The organism is Euryhalocaulis caribicus (assembly GCF_000412185.1).
Taxonomy (GTDB): Bacteria; Pseudomonadota; Alphaproteobacteria; order Caulobacterales; family Maricaulaceae; genus Euryhalocaulis; species Euryhalocaulis caribicus.
The window spans coordinates 75,297-91,625 of record NZ_ASJA01000012.1; the positions used below are offsets into that span (position 1 = coordinate 75,297).

The following is a 16,329-nucleotide window of genomic DNA, read 5'->3' on the forward strand; positions in this document are numbered from 1 at the left end:
CATTGGCGGTCCCGCCCGTGAAGTTCCGGTCCGGCGCAATGCGCGCCCTAGATGTGCAGGCGGCGGACGGTCGCGCCCGTGGCTTTTTCAGCCGCGCCCTCGAACCGTATGGTCATCGGGCGGCACTTCCGGTCACAGCCGCAGGCGAAGCGTTCGCTAAGGCCGATGGCGACCGGGCTTTCCCCGCCCTTCATGGTCACGTTCAGGCCCGCCACGCAGACCGAAACCGGTCCCTGCCCGGCGAGCGCCCGGGGCGGGGCGATCGCCAGGGAGGCGATCAGGGCGGCCCCCGCCACGGTGGTGAATACGGCGCCTTTCAACATGGTCTGTCCCCCTTGACGATTGGCTGGCCGCAAGCGCGCTCTAGGAGCGCTCCAGGTCCTTGAATTCGCGGCGCAGGCGCCACTCTTCGGAGGTCACCACCCGTTCGATGTTCTGCAGCCGCTCGTCCATGTCGCGGAACGTGTAGCGGATATTGGAGAACGTCTCGGACGGCTTGCGGGCGACGCCGCGCAGGAACTCGTCCTCGTCCGGGCTTGCGGGTCGGCGCACGTCCATCGGGCGGCGCGGGATCACGATCCAGGCGATGACATAGCCGATCAGCATGAAGCCGGACGTGCCCGGGAACAGGAACAGGACGATGGCGGCGATCCGCAGGATGGCTGCGTCCAGGCCGAAATAATCGCCCAGCCCGGCCACCACGCCGCCGATCCAGCCGCGGTCCTTGTTGCGGTAGAGGCGATGCGGGTTCGGATTGTCTCTCATGGGGTCACTCATTGTCGTTGTCCTTGGTTTTCTTGTCTTTCTTGATCTCGAGGATGTCCTCGACCGTCTCGATCCGCCGCCTCATCTCCCGGGCGATCAGCCACAGATCCTCCAGCATTCTCTCGTCAGCGGGGTCCAGGCTGCGCGCCTTTTGCATCTTCGTGACGTAGTGCAGGACCAGCCACGGCAGCCCTATGAAAAGGATCAAAAGGGCCAGGATGGGGAGGAGGGTGGCGCTCACGACGCGATCACATCATGCGGTCGGCGGCGGGGCGGTCGCCGGCGGGACGGGTGCGGGGCTCAACGTCCAGGACTGATTCCAGGGCGTCGATCCGGCGCTCCATGCCCTTGGCGCTCTTCCAGAGATCCTCGAGCATCTTTTCGTCGTCCGGGGTCAGGCTGCCCTTCTCGCGCGCCTTCGTGGTGTAGTGGAAGATGATCCACAGCGGGGCCACGATGACCATGAAAAGGATGGCGAGTACTTCCATTGCTTAATTCCTCCGTCAGGGTAGGGAGGGCCGGTGATTAACCGGCCTCTCCGGGTGTGGACGCCGCAGCCGGCTTGTCGCCGCCCGTGCGGTTGGACATCCGCTTCTTGAGGGCTTGAAGCTCCTCTTCCACCTTGTCCTTGTCCTCGATCTCGTCGAACTGGCTCTTCAGGCTGCGGCCATTGTTCAGGTCATAGGCGTCGACCTGGGCTTCCAGCTCGTCGACCTTGCGCTCGACATGGGCGTAGCGGGCCAGCGCGTCGTCGATCTTGGTGTCGGCGACATGGCCGCGCATCTTGATGCGTCCTTCGGCCGTCTGGCGGCGCATCATCAGCGCCTTGTGCTTGGCCTTGGCCTCTTCAAGCTTGTCCTGAAGCTTGTTCATGTCGGACTCGGCCTTCTCGATCGCTTCCTTCACGATCTTCAGCTGGTTGGCCTTGATTTCGGCGGCCTGCTCCAGCTTGCGCTTCTGGGCCAGCGCGCCGCGGGCCAGGTCTTCGCGGCCCTTCTCGACGGCCAGCTCGGCCTTGGTTTCCCATTCTTCGGCCTGGCGCTTCAGTTCTTCGACTTCACGCTTCAGCGTCTTCTTGTCGGCGATGGAGCGCGCGGCGGAGGTGCGGACCTCGACCAGCGTGTCTTCCATTTCCTGAATGATCAGGCGCGCGATCTTCTCGGGGTCCTCGGCGCGCTCAAGCATGGCGTTGAGGTTGGAATTGATGATGTCTCCAAGTCGGGAAAAGATGCTCATCCTGGATACTCCTTCTTGTTTTTTGTGTCGGCGGTTAGCGTTTGCCGGTTAGCGATTTTTCTTTTCTTGATCTGTCGTGATGCGCGGGGCGGGGTCAGCCGATGATCAGGCCGATTACCAGACCCACCGCGAAGAAGGCCCAGACCTCGCCCGAGCGGCTGCGCAAATAGCGTCCGAACCGGCTCAGCGTGTCTCGCGAGTCTCCGTGGCGGGTTTCATAGTCAGTCATGGTCTTTCGTCCCTTGGCTCGTGAGTTCCGTGCCTCACGTCTTCATATCAGCAAGGGGTGTGCCAGTTTTTTATTAATTATATAAATTATTGAAAAATATAGATAATTCAGGAAAATAGGGCAATTATGTTTACCAATAAAATAACTAAAAATACGAAATATCGTAGATTTAGCCGGTTAAATATATAAATTATCGGCCATGGCGCTCACCGATCTCCCGCCGCTCGTCGGCCAGTCCCCGCAATTCCTGGAATCGCTGGAGCAGGTCTCACGCGCCGCCCCGCTGGACCGCCCGGTCCTGATCGTGGGCGAGCGCGGCGTCGGCAAGGAGCTGGCCGCCGCCCGCCTGCACTTTCTGTCCCCGCGCTGGGACCAGCCCTATGTCACGCTGAACTGCGCCGCTCTGTCGGAAAACCTGCTGGAGTCGGAGCTTTTCGGCCATGAGGCCGGGGCCTTTACCGGCGCTTCCAGCCGCCATGTCGGGCGGTTTGAGCGCGCCGATGGCGGCACGCTGTTCCTGGACGAAATCTCCAACGCCTCCATGCGCGTGCAGGAACAGATCCTGCGCATCCTGGAATATGGCGAGTTCGAGCGTCTGGGCGGTTCGGAAACGATCAGCGTCGATGTGCGCGTGATCGGGGCGGCGAACGTGCACTTGCCGGGCGCGGTGCGGAAAGGTGAGTTCCGCGCCGACCTTCTGGATCGTCTGGCCTTCGATGTGGTCACCCTGCCGCCGCTCCGCGCCCGGTGGGAGGATATTCCGATCCTGGCCCAGCATTTCGCCCAGCGCATGACGGCGGAGCTGGGCGCCGATCACTTTCCCGGCTTCGGGATGAAGGCGATGGGCGCGCTGATGAACCATGACTGGCCCGGCAATGTGCGAGAGCTGAAAAACGCCGTGGAGCGCGCCACCTATCGCACGCTGGCCGCCGAATCCCGGTCCCGCCAGCCCATAGACGCTATCCAGCTGGATCCCTTTGAATCGCCCTGGCGGCTGGATGGCGGCGCGGAGGAAGAAGCCGGAACGCCGGACGGAAGCGCCGCGCCCGCGCCGGATTCCAAGCCTCGTGATTTCAAGCAGAGTGTCGAGTCTTTCGAAAAATCACTCGTAGAAAGCGCCCTGAAAACCCATGACGGCCATCAGGGAAAAGCCGCGGAACATCTGGCGCTTAGCTATCATCAATTCCGCAACCTGCTCCGGAAACATGAAATCAACTCGCACCAATACCGAACTTAACGCGGCCTGACGCATTCATCTTCGCACGAGGGAGCTGTCGAAGGTTATTACAATGCTCAGGCTAGTGGTTGCATCCAGCGTTATCGCCCTGTTCGGCTGTGCGTCCGATATGGATACGATGGACAGCGCTTCGGGCGACGCGCCGCAGGCCGCGCAGTCGGCCGAACGCGATTGCTTCCCCGTGCGGAACGTGAACGGCTTCAGCGAAGTCGATGACGACACGGTCCGGATCAGTGTTGGCGCCAACGACCATTATGAGGTCGATGTCTACAAGACGTGCAGCCAGCTCAACTGGTCCTGGAATCTGGCGCTGGAGTCTGATACCGGCAACTTCATGTGCGCGGGCGAGATTGCGCCCGGCCGTATCTATGCCCGCGGCGAATCCTGCGACATCAAGGAAATCACGCGCGTCTATCCAGACGCGGAAGAGAACGATCAGTCCGGAATGGACTGATCCGGCTTTCTGACCCTCTTCAATAGCTGATCAGCGGATAACAGCCGCGCGCCGGGAATGGCGCGCGGTTTGCTTTGTGACGCCCGTGCGCCCCTCACGGGCGCGCGAACTGCAGCGTTTTGGGACGAGGGGAGACGCGCCGATCATGACCGCCATCAGCGAAACAGGCGCCGACCGCCGCCGCGGATCCCGTCATATCTGGTTTCTCAATGGGGGTTTCGACCGCATCGGCATGGACACCGCGTTTCAGCGCGTCACCGAACGCCCGGCGGACAAGTCCTTTGAATTCGTCGTCACCCCGAATGTGGATCACCTGGTCCGTATCGCCCGCGGCAATCCGCGGGAGGCCGTGCTCTACGCGCAAGCCTGGCTGACGGTCTGCGACAGCCGCATTCTTGAACTCATCGCAAAAATCTCCGGCGAAAAAGTGGATGTCACGCCCGGCTCCGACCTCACGGAGCGCCTGTTCGCGGACGCCATCGACCCGGATGAACCGGTGGTGGTCATAGGCGGCACGCAATCGGTGATCGAGGCGATCGAAAAGCGCTATGGCCTGACCGATCTGCGCTGGCACGACGCGCCCATGGGATTGAAGAAAAATCCGCTGGCGGTGCAGGACTGCGCGGAGTTCGTCTTCCGCAACCCGTCCCGTTTCGTCTTTCTCTGTGTCGGGTCTCCGCAGCAGGAGATGGTGGCGCAGGCCATACGCGACCGCCGCGACTGCACCGGCATCGGTTTCTGCGTCGGCGCGTCGCTGGATTTCCTCGCCGGCAAGGTCTCCCGCGCCCCGCGCTGGATGCAGAAGGCGCGGCTGGAATGGCTGCACCGTCTGGCCAGCGAGCCCAAACGCATGTGGCGGCGCTATCTTGTCGAAGGGCCCAAAGTATTGCTGCTCTGGCTGGAATGGCGGCGCAACCGGCGGCAACTGGACCGTCTGGCCCGCGACCTCAATCAGAGTTTCGCCTCCTTCTGACGCCACTTGAAACCCGCGGGCAGGGGGCATACACCCCTCTCTGCGTCGGTTCCCCTAACCGGGATTAATCGGGAACCCGGTGCGGAGCGCGCGGGCCTTTCTTTCTTTGCGCGACTCTCAATCCGGGGCTGTGCCCGCAGCCGTCATCGGCGAGTCTGGACCGCATCACGCCACTGGAGCCCCTGGCTCTGGGAAGGCGCGATCCAGGCGCGATCAGCCGAGAGCCGGAAGACCGGCCGGCGCAGTCGCTCGATCATCGCGCCCGGGATAAGGCGCGAGGGCCGGAACCTTTGTTTTTCCGAAGCAGCGGCATCCGTTGAACCCGCTTCCCGCCCGCCTTCGCGGCGCGGGGCGCGAAGCGTTTGGAGATGTCGATGACACGCACGCTACTGACCAGCACGGCGCTGGCCCTTCTCGCCGTACCCCCCGCCTTCGCCCAGACCGCCAACACCAGCGAAGAGCTGGACGAACTGATCGTGATCGGCGCGCTCGACCCGATTCCGCTGGAGGACGTCACCTCCTCGGCCACCATCATCGGCCGCGATGAAATCGCCGCGCGGGGCGATGCTTTCATATCCGATATATTGCGGGGATCCGCCGGGATTGCGGTGTCGCAATCGGGCGGCTTCGGCGGCCTGACGCAGGTGCGCCTGCGCGGCTCGGAAGCCAACCAGACCGTTGTGCTGATCGACGGGGTGGAAGCCTCCAGCCCCTTCACCGGCGAATTCGAGTTTGCGAACCTGCAGACCGCCAATGTGGAACGGATCGAAATCCTGCGCGGCGAACAATCCGCCCTGTGGGGCTCGGACGCGATTGGCGGGGTGATCAATATCGTCACCCGCCCGGGCGGCGGCGCGCCGTCCTATTCTGCCGCCGTTGAGGCCGGCTCCTTCAACACGGTCCGCGGCTCGGCCCGTATCGCCGGGCGGGTGGGCAAGGGGCGCGCCAGCCTCTCGGCCTCGGCCTTCGACTCGGACGGAATCGATGTTTCCGGTCAGGGCGGCGAGAAAGACGGGTTCGAGAACCTGACCCTGAACGGCAGCTTCGCCTATCCGCTGCTCGGAAAGGCGGCGCGTCTCATTCTGACGGGCCGCTATCAGGACGCCGAGGCGCAGTCCGATCCGGACATCGATTTCGATGGCGCGCTGGATAACGCCGACCGTCTGCGCGCGACCGAGGAAGTCTTCGGCCGCGCCGCCCTGAAAGGCGATCTGGACGGCGGCTTCTTCTATGAAGGCTCCGCGGGCCTAACGCTGGTGGACGCTGAAAACTACGCCGATGGCGCTTTCGACAACGCCTCCATCGGCCGCCGCTGGGACTTCGAGGGTAAAGCAGGCTGGCGCGGCCGCGCCCTGAACGCCGATCACCGCCTGGTCGCGCTGGTCGAGTCAGAAACCGAGATGTTCAAGAATGACGGCGGCATTCCCGGCGCGGGCGAAAACCAGAAGCAGGAGATCACCAATGACGCCGTGGCGCTGGATTACGGCTTTTCCGCCGGCCCGGCCCTCCTGAACGCTTCCATCCGGCGCGATTTCAATGATCGCTTCGATAACGTCACGACCTGGCGCGTCGGCGCCGGCTGGCGGTTCGCCGCGATTGACGGCAAAGCCCGCGCCAGCGTGGGCGAGGGCGTGACCAATCCCGGCGTCTTTGAACTGTTCGGCTTCTTCCCGGGCAGCTTTGTCGGCAATCCGGACCTGCAGCCTGAAAATTCCACGGGCTGGGAAATCGGCTGGGATCAGCGCGTGGACCCGCTGAATCTCGATCTCTCCGCGACCTATTTCGAGTCGAGGCTGGAGAACGAGATCTACACCGCCTTCAATCCGGACTTCACCTCGACCGCCCTCAATCGTCAGACCGAAAGCGAGCGCAATGGCGTGGAACTGGAGGCCAGCTGGCGTCCGCTCGAGACCCTGTTCATCGACGGCGCGCTGACCCTGCTGGAGTCGGATGAAAACGGCGCCGAAGAAATACGCCGCCCCGAAACCACCGGCAGCCTCACCGCCGGCTGGCGTCCGGCCGACCGCTGGCGCATCGGCGCGTCCGCCGACTATGTCGGCGATCAGCTCGACACGGACTTTTCCACGGGCCAGACGATCACGCTGGACGCCTACACGCTGGTCGGCGCGGTCGTCGGCTATGAGTTCGCGGACGGCTGGGAAGCCACGCTGCGCGGCGAGAACCTGCTGGACGAGGATTATGTCGACGTCATCGGGTTCGAAACTCAGGGCGCGGCCGTGTTCGCCGGGCTGAGCTGGAAAGGGTGATTTCGCCCCGCCGATATCGGGGCGGGGCCGCGCGGAGCGACTGCGCTGCTTCGCGCGCGCCTTTCCCGGCCCCGACACTTACCCCCTCTTCCTTGTGGGGAGGGGGCCTTTTTGCCGCGCTCATCGCGCTGGCGATGATGCTTTCCGCTCCTGCCGCCGCAGCGCCGCAGCGCGTGGTTTCCGCCTCGCTCTGCGCGGACCAGTATGTTTTGAGCGTTGCGGACCGCGATCAGGTCGCCGCGCTGAGCTGGCAGTCGCGGGACGCCGTCTCGCTGGCGCCGGACTGGGCCCGGGACCTGCCGCAGGCCGCCCCGGACGCCGAACGCCTGCTGATGCTCAAGCCAGATCTCGTCGTTTTCGGCCCGGGCGAGGGCGGGCGCGCGCAGGCCATGCTGCAACGTCTCGGCGTGCCCACCCACGAAATAAGCTGGACCGAGAGTTTCGACGGCGTCGCTTCAAATATCGAAGCTCTCGCCGCCGCGCTGGACCGCCCCGAAGCGGGCGCGGCGCGCCTCGATGATCTCGCGGCCCGCCGCGCCGTCCTCCAACGGCGCGCGGAGGCGCGCGGAACCGCGCCCGATCTTCTCTATCTCACCCCCGCCGGCGGCACGTCTGGCGCGGGCACTTATGCCGACGCCGCGATGCGCCTGGCCGGGGGCCGAAACCTGCTGGCCGATCGCCAGGGCTGGTTCACCGCCCAGCCGGAGCGCCTGACCGCGCTCGCGCCCGACATGGTCGTCGCCTCTTACTTCCGTGAAGGCTACGCCAGCCAGCAATTCCGCCGCGCCCGCCACCCGGCGATGCAGCGCATCCTGGCCGCCCCGCGCGCCGAAATTCCCGGGGGTCTGTGGCCCTGCGCCGGTCCCCGCCTGATCGAGGCCGCCGAACGCATGGCCGATACGATGGATATGCAAGCCTCAAAGCGTTGACCTTCACGGCAATCGGTCATACCTCGCCTCTCACGCGATCCCTTCCACCGACTTTCAGGACGAGACAAGAATGGCCGACAAATACGACGTGGTGATCATTGGCGGCGGACCGGGCGGTTATAACTGCGCCATCCGTTGCGGACAGCTTGGCCTGAAGGTCGCCTGCATCGAAAGCCGCAAGACGCTCGGCGGCACATGCCTGAATGTCGGCTGCATCCCGTCCAAGGCGCTGCTGCATGCCTCCGAAGTCTATGAAGGCGCGAAGAATGAATTCGAGGGGCTGGGCGTGGAGTATGAGGGCCTCTCCCTCAATCTCGGCCAGATGATGAAACAGAAATCCGAAGCCGTGGACGGCCTGACCAAGGGCGTCGAGTTCCTGTTCAAGAAGAACAAGGTCGACTGGATCAAGGGCAAGGGCGCGGTGGCCGGCAAGGGCAAGGTGTCGGTGAAAGGCGATGACGGCGAGAAGACGCTGGAAACCAAGCATATCGTCATCGCCACCGGCTCCGAAGTCACCCCGCTGCCGGGCGTGGAGATCGACGGCGAGCGCATCGTCACCTCCGACCAGGCCATCGCTCTGGACAATGTCCCGGACAAGCTGGTCGTCGTCGGCGCCGGCATTATCGGGCTGGAGCTTGGCTCGGTCTGGCGGCGTCTGGGCGCGGAAGTCACGGTCGTTGAATATCTCGACCGCATCCTGCCGGGCGTCGATTCCGAGCTCGCCAAAACCGCCCAGCGCACGTTCAAGAAACAGGGCATCGAGTTCAAGCTGGGTCAGAAAGTGACCGGCGTGGAGAAGGGCAAGCGCCTTTCCGTGAACATCGAGCCCGCCAAGGGCGGCGACAAGGAAACCATCGAGGCCGACACGGTTCTGGTCGCCATCGGCCGCCGTCCCTTCACCGAGGGTCTGGGCCTGGACAAGGCCGGCGTGAAAACCGACGAGCGCGGCTTCATCGTCAATGACGGTCTGAAGACCAGCGTCGAGAATATCTGGGTGATCGGCGACTGCACCACCGGCGCCATGCTGGCCCACAAGGCCGAGGAAGAGGGCGTCGCCGCGGCGGAGCTGATCGCCGGCCAGCCGGGCCATGTCGACCACAACCTGATCCCCGGCGTCGTCTATACGAACCCGGAGATCGCCTGGGTCGGCAAGACGGAAGACCAGCTTAAGGAAGAGGGCGTGGACTACGCCGTCGGCAAATTCCCGATGCAGGCCAATTCCCGCGCCCGCACCAACCACACGACCGAAGGCATGGTGAAGGTCCTGGCTGACAAGAAGACCGACACGGTTCTGGGCGTCCACCTGATTTGCGTCGGCGCCGGCGAACTGGTGGCCGAGGCCGCGCTCGCCATGTCGTTTGGCGCGGCGTCGGAGGACATCGCCCGCACCTGCCACGCCCACCCGACCATGTCGGAGGCCGTTCGCCAGGCGGCCATGGGCGTCGAAGGCTGGACGATGCAGGCCTGACGCGCTTCCAGGGTTCAAACAGAAAAGGGCAGGGTTTTCCCTGCCCTTTTTCATATCCGGCGCGGGCGGCAATGGCATCATCACGCCAATCCCCGCAACGATTCTAAACCCTTGCCGCAAAAGCGAAAAAATCATCGGCCGGAATCTCTTGACGATCCCCGGCTTCGCCCCTACCTAGCCCTCCGTTAGCAGCCGGGGTCATAGAGTGCTAACGGCGCTCACCGGCTCACGAAAAAACGCTAAGTCTCAATATTACGGGAGCAGAGGTAATCCGATGAATTTTCGTCCGCTGCATGACCGCGTGCTGGTGAAGCGCGTGGAGGAAGAGCAAACCACCAAGGGCGGGATCATCATTCCCGACACCGCCAAGGAAAAGCCGCAGGAAGGCGAAGTTGTCGCCGTCGGCGCCGGCGCGCGTGACGACAAGGGCGAACTGATCGCCCCGGACGTCAAGACGGGCGACCGCATCCTGTTCGGCAAGTGGTCGGGCACGGAAATCACGATCGACGGCGACGAGCTGCTGATCATGAAGGAATCCGACATCCTCGGCGTCATGAACGCCGGCTAGGAACCGCTTCGCAAAGGCCATCCGGCCGCAAGCGGTTTTTTGATACCCGAACGAAACGCACGAATTAGAAAACAAGAGGAACTCACGAAATGGCTGCCAAAGAAGTTCATTTCGGCTCCGACGCCCGCAATCGCATGCTCAAGGGCGTCGATATTCTGGCCGATGCCGTGAAAGTCACGCTGGGCCCGAAAGGCCGCAACGTCGTCATCGAGAAATCTTTCGGCGCGCCGCGCTCCACCAAGGACGGCGTCTCTGTCGCGAAGGAAGTCGAGCTCGAGGACAAGTTCGAGAACATGGGCGCCCAGCTTCTGCGCGAAGTTGCGTCCCGCACCAATGACGAAGCCGGCGACGGCACCACGACCGCCACGGTCCTGGGCCAGTCCATCGTCCGCGAAGGCATGAAGTCCGTGGCCGCGGGCATGAACCCGATGGACCTCAAGCGCGGCATCGACGCTGCGGTGAAGAAGGTCGTCGAGGACATCAAGTCCCACGCCACGAAGATCTCCGGCTCCGAGGAAATCGCCCAGGTCGGCTCCATCTCCGCCAATGGCGACCGTGAAATTGGCGACATGATCGCCAAGGCCATGGACAAGGTCGGCAATGAAGGCGTGATCACCGTCGAGGAAGCGAAGTCCCTGGAGACCGAGCTGGAAGTCGTCGAAGGCATGCAGTTCGACCGCGGCTATCTTTCCCCGTACTTCGTCACCGACTCCGAGAAGATGGTGGCGAACCTCGAGGATCCGATGATCCTGCTGCACGAGAAGAAGCTCTCTTCCCTGCAGCCGATGCTGCCGATCCTGGAATCGGTCGTTCAGTCGGGCCGTCCCCTGCTGATCATCGCCGAAGACATTGAAGGCGAAGCCCTGGCCACCCTGGTGGTCAACAAGCTGCGCGGCGGCCTGAAGGTCGCGGCCGTCAAGGCTCCGGGCTTCGGCGAACGCCGCAAGGCCATGCTGGAAGACATCGCCACCCTGACGGGCGGTGAAGTCATCAGCGAAGATCTCGGCATCAAGCTCGAGAACGTCACGACCGAAATGCTCGGCACGGCCAAGAAAGTCACCATCACCAAAGACGACACCACGATCGTCGACGGCGCCGGCGACAAGGAAGCGATTGAGGCGCGGACCAACCAGATCCGCAAGCAGATCGAGGACACCTCCTCCGACTACGACAAGGAAAAGCTGCAAGAGCGTCTGGCCAAGCTGGCCGGCGGCGTTGCGGTGATCCGCGTCGGCGGCGCGACCGAAGTCGAAGTGAAAGAGAAGAAAGACCGTGTCGACGATGCGCTGAACGCCACGCGCGCCGCGGTTGAGGAAGGCATCGTGCCGGGCGGCGGCGTCGCCCTGCTGAAAGCCTCCAAGGTTCTCGAGAACTTCGAGGCCGTGAACGCCGACCAGGCCGCGGGCGTCAAGATCGTCCGCCGCGCCCTGCAGGCTCCGATCCGTCAGATCGCGGCCAACTCGGGCGTTGAAGGCTCCATCGTGGTGGGCAAGCTGCTCGAAAACGACGACTACAAGTTCGGTTTCGACGCCTATCTGGAAGAGTACAAGGACCTGATCGCCGCGGGCATCATCGACCCGGCGAAAGTCGTCCGTCACGCTCTGCAGGACGCCGCGTCCATCGCGGGCCTGTTCATCACCACCGAAGCCGCCATCGGCGAAGCGCCGAAGAAGGAGAAATCCGGCGGCGGCGCGCCCGACATGGGCGACATGGGCGGAATGGGCGGCATGGGCTTCTAAGTCCAGCCACCTTCAAAGCCTTACGCTTCAAAGGGAAGGGCGGCTCCATCGGGGCCGCCCTTTTCCTATGCGCCTGTCATTTTCTTCGCATCAGCAGCATTTTCTTGTTGAGAATGCCTTGCAATAACAGACTGCCCCCGATATGAGGCAAATGAGAATTATTCGCAAATAGCGCGGCCGCCCGGTTTCGCGCTGATCACGTTCGGGGGACTTGTTTTTCGTGAAGATTTCATCTGTTTCATGGGGCGCTCTGGCGCTCGCCCTGGCGGCCGGCAACGCCGCATTCGCGCAATCGGAAAATAACGAAAATGATGACAGCGCCACGGCCGTCGACGAAGTCGTCGTCACCGGCATGCTGTCCCAGTTCGGCGTTACCAAGTCCAACACGCCGATCCTCGAGACTGCCCGTTCGGTCTCGGTCGAAACCGAAGAAATGTTCCGCGCCAAGGGCGCGCTGACGCTGGATGACGCGCTGACCTACACGGCCGGCGTCTCGGGCGACACTTACGGGTTCGCCACGCGCGGCGACTTCGCCACTGTGCGCGGTCTCGACGTGCCGGAATACCGCGACAACATCCAGGTCCTGTTCGGCTTCTACAACAACACCCGCTCCGACATTTACATGCTGGAGCAGGTGGAGGTCCTGAAAGGCCCGGCCTCGGTTCTTTACGGGCGCGGTTCTCCGGGCGGCATTGTGAATGTCGTGTCCAAGATCGCCAATCCGGAACCCCGCCGCGAGCTGGTCGTGGAGTATGGCTCCTATGACCGTTTCCAGGTGGGCGCGGACATCAACGGCCCGTTGTTTGGCGATAATAGCGGCCTCTCGGGCCGCGTGGTGGCGCTCTATCGCGACTCCGACACCCAGATCGATTACGTCAATGACGACTCCATGGTCATCTCACCCTCCCTGACCTGGCAGCCCGCGCCGTCCACGCGCTTTACCGTGCTGGCTGAATTCCAGGAATCGGAATCGGACACGGCCGGCCAGTTCCTGCCGCTGACCGGCACCTATCTCGAAAGCGCCAGCGGCGAGGAGATCGAGCCCTCCACCTATCTCGGCCATCCCGATTTCAACAAATACGACACCGACTCGGTCTCCCTGACCCTGATGGGCAGCCATGAGCTGAACGAGATTTTCTCGGTCGAGGGGACGGCCCGCTACAAGAACGGCATGGCCGATTACAGCCAGCGCTGGGTCAGCTTCGCCGGGGCCGGCGTTCCGCGCATCGACGCCGCCGGAAACGGCCTTAGCACCTGGTATGCGGGCGACGCCTCGTCCCAGCAGCTTTCCGCCGATGTGCGGCTGCGGGCGCAGTTCCAGACCGGCATGATCCGGCACGAACTTCTGGCCGGGGTGAACGCGCAGGACGTCCAGACCGACAGCGATGTCGGCTATTATTTTGGCGAGGTCATAAACGTCTTCAATCCCGTTTATGGCCCGCTCTCAGAGGCGGTGAAGAACCTTAAACCGGTCGACACGCCGCCCTCCACGACGGAAGACCTGGGCGTTTACATAAACGACCAGGTCTCCATCGGGAATCTGTTCCTGAATGGCGGCGTGCGCTTCGATACGGTTGAAAGCGACAACGGCTCCGCGACCCAGGAAGACGACGCCACCAGCTTCTCGGTCGGCGCGATCTACAAGTTCGACATGGGCCTGTCGCCCTATGTCAGCTACGCCGAATCCTTCGAGCCGGTTCTGGGCGTCGATACGGTCACCGGCGATAATCTGAAGCCGCAGGAAGGCCGCCAGTACGAGGCGGGCCTGAAATACCAGCCGCTGGGCACGCGCACCTATATCACCGCGGCATATTTCGACATCGAACAGTCCAACCTGTCGAACCCCGTCGCCCTGCCCACCGCCCCCTCGCAACAGGAGGGCGTGGCCAAGATCACCGGGTTCGAACTGGAAGCCCTGACAACGCTGGGCGATTGGTATCTGGAAGGCAATTTCAGCGCCCTGGATACCGAGGACCCGAACGGCGTGCCGCTTTCCAGCATCCCGGAGACGCAGGCCTCCGCCTGGGCGATGTATCAGCCGGAAGCCGGCCCCCTGGCCAATTTCCGCGCCGGGTTCGGCCTGCGCTATGCCGGCGAGAACGAAAGCAACGGCATCAACCCGTTCACCGGAGAGCGCGTGCAGATCGTCAATGACTCCTACACGGTCGCGGACGCCATGATCGGCTACCGCGCCGAAGGCTGGGACTTCACGGTCAATGCCCGCAATCTCGCCGACAAGGAATATTTCGCCACTTGCCTTGCCCGCGGCGACTGCTTCCCGGGCGAGGGGCGCACCGTTGTCGCCCGTCTGGCGAAGCGGTTCTAGGCGATGCTGCCCGGCGCGCTTCCCTCCCTTGGTCTGGCGCTGGCCGGAACGGCCATGATCGCGGCGGGCCTCTACCTGCTGCGGCGGGCGTGGCGGCGGCGCGCAGGCAATCGCGGTCCATCCATCCTTGGCGGATGGGCCCTCCTTGCGGGGGCGATGGTTCCCTGGTCTGCCTTGGGCGGGCCGGACCGGGGAATCATTCTCGGCATCCTGGCGGCGTGCATCATCGCGCTGGCCGCCGTCACGGTCAGTATCGTCATGCCGGCAAAGCGCCGGAAAACGCGAGAGCCCTCCGCGGCGGAGGAAATTTCCCCCGGCCGCATGTCGTGGCACACGCCGCTTCGCATCACCTATGTCACGCTGCTGACCGGCCCGCTGGCCGGCGCGGCGGCGATCCTGCTGACCATCTCGTTTTATCGTTTCCTGACCGGCGCCGGCGTCGGCGCGGCCGATACCGGGGCGGCGGCCTTCATCTTCGCGGTCACCGCATGGGCCGCGCTGGCCTCATGGGTCGCGATGGATAACAGTCTTGTGCGCAAGAGCGCGGTCGTGGCCGCTTTCGCCGCGATCAGCGCCGCGCACATATTCCTGCTGCCCGTGGGAGGGGCTTGATCCCGATGGCTAAGACAATCTGGCCGAAAATGGCCCCGGGCTTCGTGGCAAAAGCCCTTTCCGGGCACATGGCGATAGGCGTCGCCCTGTCGGCGCTGCTCTATATTCTGACGATCAGCGGCACGCTGCTGGTCTTCCATCAGGAGCTGGAGCGATGGGAGCAACCGGGCGCGCCGGAGATCGCGTCCCTGTCCCCGGACGCGGCCGAACGCGCCGCCCAGGCCATTATCGACCGGCAGGGCCAGTCCACCACCCACCTCTATGTCGGCCTTCCAACGGCGGAATTTCCCCGCTCCGTCATCACCACCGATCACGGCGCGGCCTTCGCCAACAGCGACGGCTTGCTCGCCGGGCGGGAGCATTTTCCCTGGACCCAGTTCGTGCTGGACATGCACTACTATCTGCACATTCCGGGCGTGCTGGGCCTGACCATTGTGGGTATTCTGGGCGTGATGATGGTCGCCATGGCGATGACCGGCTTTCTGGCCCATCCGCGCATCCTGAAAGACGCCTTCTCCATGCGCTTGGGGCGTGGGCGGCTGACCCAGGCGGATCTGCATAACCGGCTCAGCGTCTGGACCGCGCCGTTCCACATCGCCGTCTCCGCGACCGGGGCCATTCTCGGCCTCGCCTCCATCGTGGCGTTCGGCATTGCGCTGGCCAATTTCAACGGCGACACGGGAAAGGTGTTCGAACCGGTCTTCGGGTCCGAACCGCCGCCCGACGAGAACCCGGCGCAACTGGCCGATGTTTCCGCCGCGCTTGGCCACTTCAACGCGCAGGGCCACAACGCCATCCCGACCTATGTGATCGTCCACGACCCGCAGACGGCGGGCCAGCATATCCAGATCATCGCCGAACATCCCGACCGGGTGATTTTCGGGGAATATTACAATTACAACGCCGCGGGCGAATTCCAGGGCACGACCGGCATGTCGGACGGCGCCATCGGCCAGCAGGTCTCCGCATCCCTCTACCAGCTCCATTTCGGCTCCTTCGGCGGCATCCCGGTAAAGGCGATATATGTCCTGCTGGGACTGGCGCTGGCCGTCATCATCGCCAGCGGCATGCGCATCTATTTTCTCAAACGCGCGGAGAAGGGCCGTCCGGCGGTCCGGCTGGATTGCGCCTGGACGGCCATTGTCTGGGGCATGCCCGCCGCGCTGGCATTCGCCTATCTGGGCAATGCCGCCGCTGGGCTTGAGGGCGGCGCGCTGACCGCCATTTTCTGGCTTTCCCTGATGGTCTTCATCATCGCGGCCATGGTCGCGGCCCGTCCGGACGCGGTTTCTCGGATTGCCCGCGCCGGGTCGGGCGGTCTCGTCATTCTCGCCGCGCTGGTCCACGCTGTCCGTCATGGCGGATCATTCGAGGCGCCGGCGGCCTTCTGGGTGACGGCGATCTTCCTGCTCACCGGGCTGGCGCTGGCGGTTTCCGCCTCCGGCTCGCTGCGCTCCCGCCTTGCCGCCCTGCCGCCGGCGGGCTGAGGAATCACCGCGCGCAAACTGACAAGAAAAAGGGCAGCG

At 63.8% G+C, this 16,329-nt stretch carries 17 protein-coding genes and 1 riboswitch; of the genes, 11 read left to right on the forward strand and 6 right to left on the reverse strand.

What is annotated here, in order from left to right:
- Positions 1 to 47: 47 nt before the first annotated feature.
- From L338_RS10840 to L338_RS18115, 6 genes are all read right to left on the reverse strand, one after another.
- The gene (locus tag L338_RS10840) at positions 48 to 323 is read right to left on the reverse strand and encodes a hypothetical protein (protein WP_022698403.1); all 276 of its coding nucleotides are present in this window, start codon (positions 321 to 323) and stop codon (positions 48 to 50) included.
- A 40-nt stretch (positions 324 to 363) separates the two neighbouring features.
- Complete coding sequence (gene pspC / locus L338_RS10845; protein ID WP_027068469.1) at positions 364 to 777, reverse strand: envelope stress response membrane protein PspC; 414 nt, start codon at positions 775 to 777, stop codon at positions 364 to 366.
- Positions 770 to 1,006 (reverse strand): envelope stress response membrane protein PspB, encoded by a 237-nt coding sequence (pspB, locus tag L338_RS10850; protein WP_022698405.1) that lies wholly within the window; start codon positions 1,004 to 1,006, stop codon positions 770 to 772. Before pspB (L338_RS10850) ends, pspC begins: the two co-directional genes overlap by 8 nt.
- Before the next feature lie 7 nt (positions 1,007 to 1,013).
- Entirely contained in the window at positions 1,014 to 1,253 is a 240-nt protein-coding gene (gene pspB / locus L338_RS10855; protein ID WP_022698406.1) for an envelope stress response membrane protein PspB, read from the reverse strand.
- 37 nt (positions 1,254 to 1,290) lie between these two features.
- Complete coding sequence (gene pspA, locus L338_RS10860; protein ID WP_022698407.1) at positions 1,291 to 2,001, reverse strand: phage shock protein PspA; 711 nt, start codon at positions 1,999 to 2,001, stop codon at positions 1,291 to 1,293.
- A 94-nt stretch (positions 2,002 to 2,095) separates the two neighbouring features.
- Positions 2,096 to 2,230 (reverse strand): hypothetical protein, encoded by a 135-nt coding sequence (locus tag L338_RS18115; RefSeq protein ID WP_022698408.1) that lies wholly within the window; start codon positions 2,228 to 2,230, stop codon positions 2,096 to 2,098.
- A gap of 199 nt (positions 2,231 to 2,429) precedes the next feature.
- Between L338_RS18115 and pspF the strand changes: the two genes are divergently transcribed.
- The 11 genes from pspF (at position 2,430) to L338_RS10915 (ending at position 16,290) form a co-directional block, all read left to right on the forward strand.
- Complete coding sequence (gene pspF, locus L338_RS10865) at positions 2,430 to 3,467, forward strand: phage shock protein operon transcriptional activator (RefSeq protein ID WP_022698409.1); 1,038 nt, start codon at positions 2,430 to 2,432, stop codon at positions 3,465 to 3,467.
- A gap of 52 nt (positions 3,468 to 3,519) precedes the next feature.
- Positions 3,520 to 3,921, forward strand: coding sequence for a DUF6491 family protein (locus tag L338_RS10870; RefSeq protein WP_152485876.1), 402 nt, complete (start codon positions 3,520 to 3,522; stop codon positions 3,919 to 3,921).
- A gap of 145 nt (positions 3,922 to 4,066) precedes the next feature.
- Positions 4,067 to 4,894 carry a WecB/TagA/CpsF family glycosyltransferase gene (locus L338_RS10875; protein WP_051122768.1) on the forward strand — a complete coding sequence of 276 codons (828 nt, stop codon included), beginning with the start codon at positions 4,067 to 4,069 and terminating at the stop codon, positions 4,892 to 4,894.
- 29 nt (positions 4,895 to 4,923) lie between these two features.
- Positions 4,924 to 5,149: riboswitch (cobalamin riboswitch) on the forward strand.
- Between the two features lie 119 nt (positions 5,150 to 5,268).
- On the forward strand, positions 5,269 to 7,161 hold the full coding sequence (locus tag L338_RS10880) for a TonB-dependent receptor plug domain-containing protein (protein WP_161624625.1): 1,893 nt from the start codon (positions 5,269 to 5,271) through the stop codon (positions 7,159 to 7,161).
- 134 nt (positions 7,162 to 7,295) lie between these two features.
- Positions 7,296 to 8,090: an ABC transporter substrate-binding protein gene (locus L338_RS10885; protein WP_051122769.1), complete on the forward strand. Its 795-nt coding sequence runs from the start codon at positions 7,296 to 7,298 to the stop codon at positions 8,088 to 8,090.
- 70 nt (positions 8,091 to 8,160) lie between these two features.
- Positions 8,161 to 9,558 (forward strand): dihydrolipoyl dehydrogenase, encoded by a 1,398-nt coding sequence (lpdA, locus tag L338_RS10890; RefSeq protein WP_022698414.1) that lies wholly within the window; start codon positions 8,161 to 8,163, stop codon positions 9,556 to 9,558.
- Between the two features lie 274 nt (positions 9,559 to 9,832).
- Entirely contained in the window at positions 9,833 to 10,126 is a 294-nt protein-coding gene (gene groES, locus L338_RS10895; RefSeq protein ID WP_022698415.1) for a co-chaperone GroES, read from the forward strand.
- Positions 10,127 to 10,215: 89 nt separating this feature from the next.
- The gene (groL, locus tag L338_RS10900; RefSeq protein WP_022698416.1) at positions 10,216 to 11,865 is read left to right on the forward strand and encodes a chaperonin GroEL; all 1,650 of its coding nucleotides are present in this window, start codon (positions 10,216 to 10,218) and stop codon (positions 11,863 to 11,865) included.
- Positions 11,866 to 12,085: 220 nt separating this feature from the next.
- Positions 12,086 to 14,191 (forward strand): TonB-dependent siderophore receptor, encoded by a 2,106-nt coding sequence (locus L338_RS10905; RefSeq protein WP_206740827.1) that lies wholly within the window; start codon positions 12,086 to 12,088, stop codon positions 14,189 to 14,191.
- Between the two features lie 3 nt (positions 14,192 to 14,194).
- The gene (locus L338_RS16610; protein WP_022698418.1) at positions 14,195 to 14,803 is read left to right on the forward strand and encodes a hypothetical protein; all 609 of its coding nucleotides are present in this window, start codon (positions 14,195 to 14,197) and stop codon (positions 14,801 to 14,803) included.
- 5 nt (positions 14,804 to 14,808) lie between these two features.
- Positions 14,809 to 16,290, forward strand: coding sequence for a PepSY-associated TM helix domain-containing protein (locus tag L338_RS10915; RefSeq protein WP_022698419.1), 1,482 nt, complete (start codon positions 14,809 to 14,811; stop codon positions 16,288 to 16,290).
- The last annotated feature ends 39 nt before the right edge of the window (positions 16,291 to 16,329 follow it).